General features: G+C 33.4%; 5 protein-coding genes. All 5 read left to right on the top strand.

Translation table 11 applies throughout. The features are described from left to right. Positions 1 to 97 precede the first annotated feature (97 nt). The 5 genes from EHR01_RS10150 (at position 98) to EHR01_RS10125 (ending at position 6,911) form a co-directional block, all read left to right on the top strand. Entirely contained in the window at positions 98 to 1,030 is a 933-nt protein-coding gene (locus EHR01_RS10150) for a hypothetical protein (RefSeq protein ID WP_135694682.1), read from the top strand. Positions 1,031 to 1,593: 563 nt separating this feature from the next. After that, complete coding sequence (locus tag EHR01_RS10140; RefSeq protein WP_135694680.1) at positions 1,594 to 3,024, top strand: hypothetical protein; 1,431 nt, start codon at positions 1,594 to 1,596, stop codon at positions 3,022 to 3,024. 726 nt (positions 3,025 to 3,750) lie between these two features. Then, the gene (locus EHR01_RS10135; RefSeq protein ID WP_135694679.1) at positions 3,751 to 4,443 is read left to right on the top strand and encodes a hypothetical protein; all 693 of its coding nucleotides are present in this window, start codon (positions 3,751 to 3,753) and stop codon (positions 4,441 to 4,443) included. Between the two features lie 245 nt (positions 4,444 to 4,688). After that, positions 4,689 to 6,170: a P-loop ATPase, Sll1717 family gene (locus EHR01_RS10130; RefSeq protein WP_135694678.1), complete on the top strand. Its 1,482-nt coding sequence runs from the start codon at positions 4,689 to 4,691 to the stop codon at positions 6,168 to 6,170. Positions 6,171 to 6,404: 234 nt separating this feature from the next. Then, complete coding sequence (locus tag EHR01_RS10125; protein ID WP_135694677.1) at positions 6,405 to 6,911, top strand: hypothetical protein; 507 nt, start codon at positions 6,405 to 6,407, stop codon at positions 6,909 to 6,911. Positions 6,912 to 7,223: the final 312 nt, after the last annotated feature.

Here is a 7,223-nt window from a genome sequence, read left to right as displayed (position 1 = left end):
AAGGCAAATTCCGTGTCAAGCTAACGCCTCTTGCAGAGGCTCAGCTACACGGAACTTCGGTTAGCTTTGGTCGTTATACGCCATCATGGAAAAACCAATGGAGAAAATTGAATTTCACAATTATGGAAATCTATTTAAAATTGCAGTGGAAAAACTTCCTTCCAAAAACCTAAAGGAATTAACAGTTAAAAGATTAATCATAGCAGGCAATGGTTCGGTTTCTAATGGTTGGGACCCAGTAAAAAAAGTATTCTTAGAGAAGGAGCTCGTAAAAGGTTCAGGTAGAATTGATTTAAAAAAATATGTTCAAGAAAATAAAACTTTAGAAGCCATAATTCTAATAACACATTTAAAAAGAGTTTTTAGGTCAAAATTATTAAAAGACAAGGCAAGTAAAAACGACTATTCGAGTTCACTCGAAATAATAAAAAATCTCAATGAATTTAACAACGCAATTGCAGATGAATTTAATAAATCTGTAGAAAATAAAAGTTTAAAATTTCAGCCAGAGATTAAGATAATTTATGACTTACTTAAAACCAAGGAAGAATTTCTCGAAACATTATTCCTCACTTTAAACTGGGACAATCTTGCTTGGAATGATGATTTGTTAGGTAATGTAGGCTACTTACATGGCAATGTTCTAAATCCAGAAACAATGTTTATGCCATCGCAATATATGTCGGAAAACTTCGAGTTCCTAACATTTCATTCTTTAAATCCATCATTTCTAACTCAAGAAGAAAGGATTATCTTGTTAAAAGGAAATAAAGACATATACTTAGAGTCTATTGCACAAGTTTTTAATAACTGTTTCGCGAACTGTGAAGAATTATATCTCTGGGGTGTTGGGTTAAATATATACGATACCGACTTGATGGTAACACTATCAGTAGTAATTCCAGAGAAACTAAAAAAAATCGTTATTATAAATAGAAACTCTGATCAGAATTCTATCACAAGTCAGCTAAAAGTCATGTTACCAAATTATAATGGTGAAATTCAATATATCAACTCTTCAACGACATGACGGCGTATAACTACGGCTTACCGCATCGCTTCGGGACTCGCACTGCTCGCCCTTGCTCGGTCTCCGACACATTCCCTTTCTGGCATTCGCTTGCAAAAGGCAAGCTCTATGCCAGTCCCTAACGTCCCCCTGGGACTCAGGGTCAGGGAACGTCGGTAAGCCTAGTTCGTTATATGCAATAAGTGCAAAATCTTTCGCTCAGCCGTCCTGGCCTCGCCAATATTATGAATAATAATTTATTAACATATTACAATACCATTTTCAATGCACAGATTACATCTTTCAGCATTATATTGCCAATTCTTTTCGTATTCATACAACTAACAAACAAAGAGCATAGCAGTTTTAATGGTTATAAATTCATCAAAGACATAAGATTATTAATATACTTTTTTATAGCCTTATTCATAATTTTTATATCGGGATTATCAAGCTATCTTTTAACAATTAAGGAATACGATTTCATAGCTTGCATAAATTTCAATTCCTATAACCTAATCTCATCAAATAAATTTTCACTATCTATATTTATATTATTTTATATAAATTTTCTTCCGATTGTTTTGTTTATTATCTTTGCAATAAAGCAAATAAATCCAGGGAATTTTATTGAGAATTACCTTAAAAATATTGATTTTAACAAACTAACCATATATTTATATAAAAATTATGGCTTACCTTCAATTGATTTTTCGTATCTATCAAAATCAATCATAATTTCGACGCATGGAATTGAAGAAAATACAGAACTTAACAAAAAGGAATTAGCTAAACTAAAACTAATCCATGAGAAAGACAAAGAGAGAAATGAAAAAATTGAAATCCAAATTAGCGAAAACTATGAGAATATTTTTGCAGTTATTACAAATATATTAAACTATAATTTAACAAATATATATATTACCGATTTTAATCGGGCTTTAGATTCCTTATTATCGTCATATGACGGACTTTTCAAAAAATTACATAATTCAAAGGATCAATTATTATCAAAAAAGCTTTTGCTAGAGTATTGCAGCATAATCAATAGCTTGTACAGTTCAGCAGTCAATGTAAATTATCGTCCCTTTCTAACCGAATTAATTCATTCTCTAGAAAAATTAATATCTTATCACATTAAAAACGAACAATTCAATTTTTGCAACGATATCTTTGATACTTTTGAACATTTAGTTGATTCATCCTCAAAAGAAAATTTCAATGAAATAAACAATATCCTTAACGTATTCCTTTGTTTCAGTGAAGATTTCTTCAAAAAAGAAACTGACAATGACACTAACGAAAACATAATTCGAACATTTAGCCGCGTATCCGAAAAAGTTATTATAAAATATGATATCAACAAACAACCTATAATGATAAGCAGAAATAACGAATATGTTTTCAGCAATATATTCGAAGCTTTATACAAGTATTTTGAATATTACTCAGCTTATCGGATCGATAAGTATCCATTAATTCTTTTAGATTGTAATTTTTGTGTATTCAAAGGTCTTTTAGAAAAAATCAATAATAATCAATCTGATCTATTAAACAATTATTTGAATGAACATTTATACTCCTTCTTTTATGAACCTCGTAATCTATGCATTAATCTAATACAAGCACACAACATTCCATCTGCCTGCTTATCAATTATGAGAATTTGTGAATTATACGAACTACTCATTGACCTAAAACAAAGCGATAGAATAGAAAATTACATTGATACTATTATCTACCTAGGTTTTTATGTAGCTTCACAAGACAGTGATCTATCGTGCGACTTCATGCCTGCAGGAGCTATGAAATATATTTTCTTAAAATTGAAGAAATATAAAAGTTTTATTAAATCTATTGATAATATTATTTTCGAAATCTATATTAAATCACATTCAAATAAAATCAATATGAAGAATTCTGAAACCTTCCTTTTTAATTTAGGTGAGTTATTCCAATCAAATTTTAATTTAAATTTCAACTGGTCTGAGAAAAAATGGAATTCTGCAAAATAAAATAAATATCCCCAAGCTTAACATCCATGTTTCGCTTGGGGATAAACTAATTAAATTCGCACTTACTGCATATAACAGCGACTAACCGCTTCGCTTCGGGACTTACGCCCTCGCTCGGTCTGCGACACATTCCCTTTCTGTCACTCGCTCGCATACGCAAGCTACGTGCCAGTCCCTAACGTCCCGTCGCCGGGACTCAGGGTCAGGGAACGTCGTCTCCCCTAGTTCGTTAATTGCAATTAGTTAATCAAAAGAAAAAACGCGCAAATTTTTTAAGAGGCTGTGTCGTTTAACGCTTAAAAAGAGAACGATTGAAGTTATTATCTCCACGAAAGTGCAATTTGCGATTTATGCTTTTTAAAATCTAAGAGAAAATTTGCGCTCAAAGGTGTTGCCTTTCGACTCGAAATCTTTTCTATAATAACTAACTGCAATTAACAACGGTTTCTCGCTTCGCTTGGGACCTTATCCGCTCGTTACGGACTTCTGTTTCGCTTCGCTGAAGTCCTCCTCTTCGCGGGGCCCGCGCTTGGCCTACGGCAAATTCCCTTCCGGCACGCTTCTTGCTTCGCAACAAGACGCGCCGACGCCAACGCCTCCTTCGGAGGCTCGGCTACAGGAAACTTCGAGAAGCCTAGTTCGTTATGCGCAATAAACGGTCAAAATTTAAAACTTAAATACAAAAATGAATGAGTATCTTTTCCATTGTAGAAATTTAAGGAAATAATGAAAAAATATTCTTTAGAAATAAGTGAAGATGAAGCAATAATTCTTTTCGAATTTTTTGCTCGCTTTGCTGATACTAATAGGCTGAACTTCAAACATCCTTCAGAATATATCACAATCCAGCAAGTTGCAGCGAAAGTTGAGAAAACAACCTCTGCAATGTTTAAGGAAGATTATAAAGAGATTTTATCAAAGGCTCAAAAACGAATTTCGAATGGATTTGAAGGAAATCTTCCAAATGATAATGCTCAAGTAGGTTGGATACACAAAATTATATCTGATTACTTTTGGCCTGAATTTATCGATATAAATGGAATGATTTTTATTAAAAGTGAATATTCAAAGGTAGCAAAAATTCCAACAGATCCTATTGAAGCTGAATGTTTCATAAATCACTTACACATACTTGATTTATTTACCCATTCTGCAGACTTACCCGATGAGCCATTCTGGGATACCGAACATCCTGATTTCAAAGATGCTTGGAACATAGGAAAACATATTTCTGAAATGTGGAAAGAAAAACTAGAAAGAGACTTTCCTATGAATAATTTTAGAATATATCTTACTAAAAGTGACAACCCAATTGTGCGCTTTCACAAAGTGAGAAAAAATCATATAAATTGGTTCGACAAAGAAAGTAATTCTAATCAATCTGAAAATGAAAAGAATAAGATAATTATAATAGAATAGAAATTATATAATAGTCTTACTCTTATTATAGCGACCATTTACTGCGCATAACAGCGACTAACCGCTTCACTTCGGGACTGGCGCCCTCGTTCGGTCTACGACACATAGGCTTTTGGCACTCCTCTTGCTTACGCAAGCGTCGCGCCAATCCCTAACGTCCCGTCCGGGACTCAGGGCCAGCCCACGTCGGTTAGTCTAGTTCGTTATGCGTAATTCATTCAAAATAATCATAAAAAGGAAAAAAAATGCTAACAACACAAGAACTCAGATCAATAAATTTTGGCAACGAAGCCGGTGATGATATCGAACCTGGAGAACTTAAACGATATTTCGTAGAACTTCCAAACATAAAAACATTTACAAACTTAAATGAAAAAATTGTTATTGCTACAGCAAAAAAAGGGATTGGAAAATCGGCATTAATTCAATGGCTTTCCATTCCAGATCATTATTTAGATATAAAACCCCTTATCGTTAAAATTAGAGGAGCTGATATTTCAAGAGAAAGGTTAAACTTAAAATCAACTCTTGAAAATCCGCAAGATTATATTGCAGATTGGATGAAAAGAATTGCCACTATCATAAATAGAGAAATAGCAAAAAACATAAATTTAGCGCTTAGCGATGACTCGATTTCTTTAGTTGAAACCGCTGAATTAGAAGGATTTCGCTCAAGATCCATAATTAGCTCATTACTCGATAGATTAAAACTTGTAATTGAAAAAAAACAAATTACAACTGAAAAGATTCCAATAAAAAATGAATTAGAACTTCTCAAAAGATTTAATTGTAATTACATTATCTTCTTAATAGATGACTTAGATGCAACATTTCAAAATAAAGAAAAAGAACTTTTAGAACTAAGCACTTTCTTCTCAGCTTGTAGATATTTACTGCAAGATGTAAAAGATATAAGCTTCCGAATTACAATGAGATCTGATGTCTGGCCAATCATAAGAAGATTTGATGAATCATTGGATAAAGTTGAACAATATGTTCAAGAATTAAAGTGGTCTGAATCAGTTTTCAAGCAATTGCTTTATAAGAGACTTGAGTATGAATTTAATAAGAATAAGATTGCAAGAAAAAAAGAGTATTATACGAGCTACAAAGATAACTACTACCTTAATCAAGTATTTGAAAAACAAATGGAATGGGGTGCAAAGCTACAATATACTTACAGAGTTTTATATACTCTATCATACAGCAGACCGAGATGGGGGATCCAATTATGCAAACTCGCGCAAAAACAAGCTTTATCAGAAAACAAAACACTAATAAATCGAAATATTCTAACAACAGTCTGGGGAGAATACGGCAAAAAAAGAATATCTGACTTAATATCGGAGCATAAGCATCAAAGTAAGGACATAGAAGAAATTATAAACGCATTTCGTGGAGTTGAACGAAGACTATCTAGGGATGAGTTGATATTAACAATTAAAAATAAAATTCTAAATCACCTTTCGACAATTATTGATGGAGAAAAAGTAAACTCACCTTTACAAATCGGCCATTTTTTATATAGAATTGGGTTCATCGTTGCAAGATCTAACATAGAAACAGACCAATATCATCATTATTATTTTGAAGAAATGCCCGATTTTTTATCAAATAGAACTAATTCTGACTTTGGAATGGAATGGGAAATACACCCTTGTTTTAGACAAGCATTAGATATTGTAAAATTAAACGAATCAAAACTAGCTAAAAATAAACATAGATAAGCTAAGAATGAACTACGCATAACAGCGACTAACCGCTTCACTTCGGGACTGGCGCCCTCGCTCGGTCTCCGACACATAGGCTTCTGGCACTCCTCTTGCTTGCGCAAGCGTCGTTCCAGTCCCTAACGTCCCGTCGGGACTCAGGGCCAGCCTACGTCGGTTAGTCTAGTTCGTTATACGCTATTGTGCTAATTTTAATTCAAAAATTTTTAATTTACAGATATGAGTAAAACAATGGAAAATGATGAAGATAATTTTAATGGATACGATGAAACTCCAGAATTTTTTGACGAAAATGTTCGAATTTTTCATACATTAGTATACGCTCTGGCAAGAGCAAATGAAGACGAACTACTTTCTAAATTGGAAGATCTAGGTGATAAATTAGATAATGAAGAAGACACATATCTTCCTGAGTTTAACGAACTAATAGCTGAAATAATTCAGAAACTACGAACAAAATACTCGACACTTGATATTTTTACAAAGCATTACCCAAACCCTGAAGTTGAAAGATTAATGCTTCGCTTCGAAATCCAACATCTAATCAATCTTATTGACGAAAATACTGAATCAAATTATCTTAAAGATGTAAATGATTTTCTTAAATTTGCAGCACATGACTTCCACGCAGCAATTGAAAAGTGGGATAATACATTAATAACATTAGAAGATTTAATAATGGCTCATCTTGCTGGAGACGACGAAGAAATAGAACAAGAAGATATACAAAACACTTGATATAAATCTATTATGCTTCTAAGCTAGAAAAACAATCAACACGCTCTTAAGTAAAAAATAATCTGTTATTGACAATAAGCACAACAGCGTATAACAACGACTAACCGCTTCACTTCGGGACTTACGCCCTCGTTCGGTCTGCGACACATAGGCTTCTGGCACTCCCCTTGCCTGCGCAAGTGTCGTGGCCAGTCCCTAACGTCCCGTCGGGACTCAGGGTCAGCCTACGTCGGTTAGTCTAGTTCGTTATGCGAAATAAAACAAAATTAATCTAAGAATATGAATCCTTTAAGTGTATTAGAAGCAATTGGT

Origin of the sequence: Leptospira mtsangambouensis (genome assembly GCF_004770475.1) — a bacterium.
GTDB classification, from domain to species: Bacteria; Spirochaetota; Leptospiria; order Leptospirales; family Leptospiraceae; genus Leptospira_A; species Leptospira_A mtsangambouensis.
The sequence above is the reverse complement of the archived record's forward strand: the minus strand, read 5'-3'. Positions and strand labels throughout refer to the sequence as shown.

Coding starts and splice junctions, on each gene's coding strand:
- EHR01_RS10150 (WP_135694682.1), top strand. CDS start 98: ATGGAGAAAATTGAATTTCACAATTATGGAAATCTATTTAAAATTGCA.
- EHR01_RS10135 (WP_135694679.1), top strand. CDS start 3,751: ATGAAAAAATATTCTTTAGAAATAAGTGAAGATGAAGCAATAATTCTT.
- EHR01_RS10130 (WP_135694678.1), top strand. CDS start 4,689: ATGCTAACAACACAAGAACTCAGATCAATAAATTTTGGCAACGAAGCC.
- EHR01_RS10125 (WP_135694677.1), top strand. CDS start 6,405: ATGGAAAATGATGAAGATAATTTTAATGGATACGATGAAACTCCAGAA.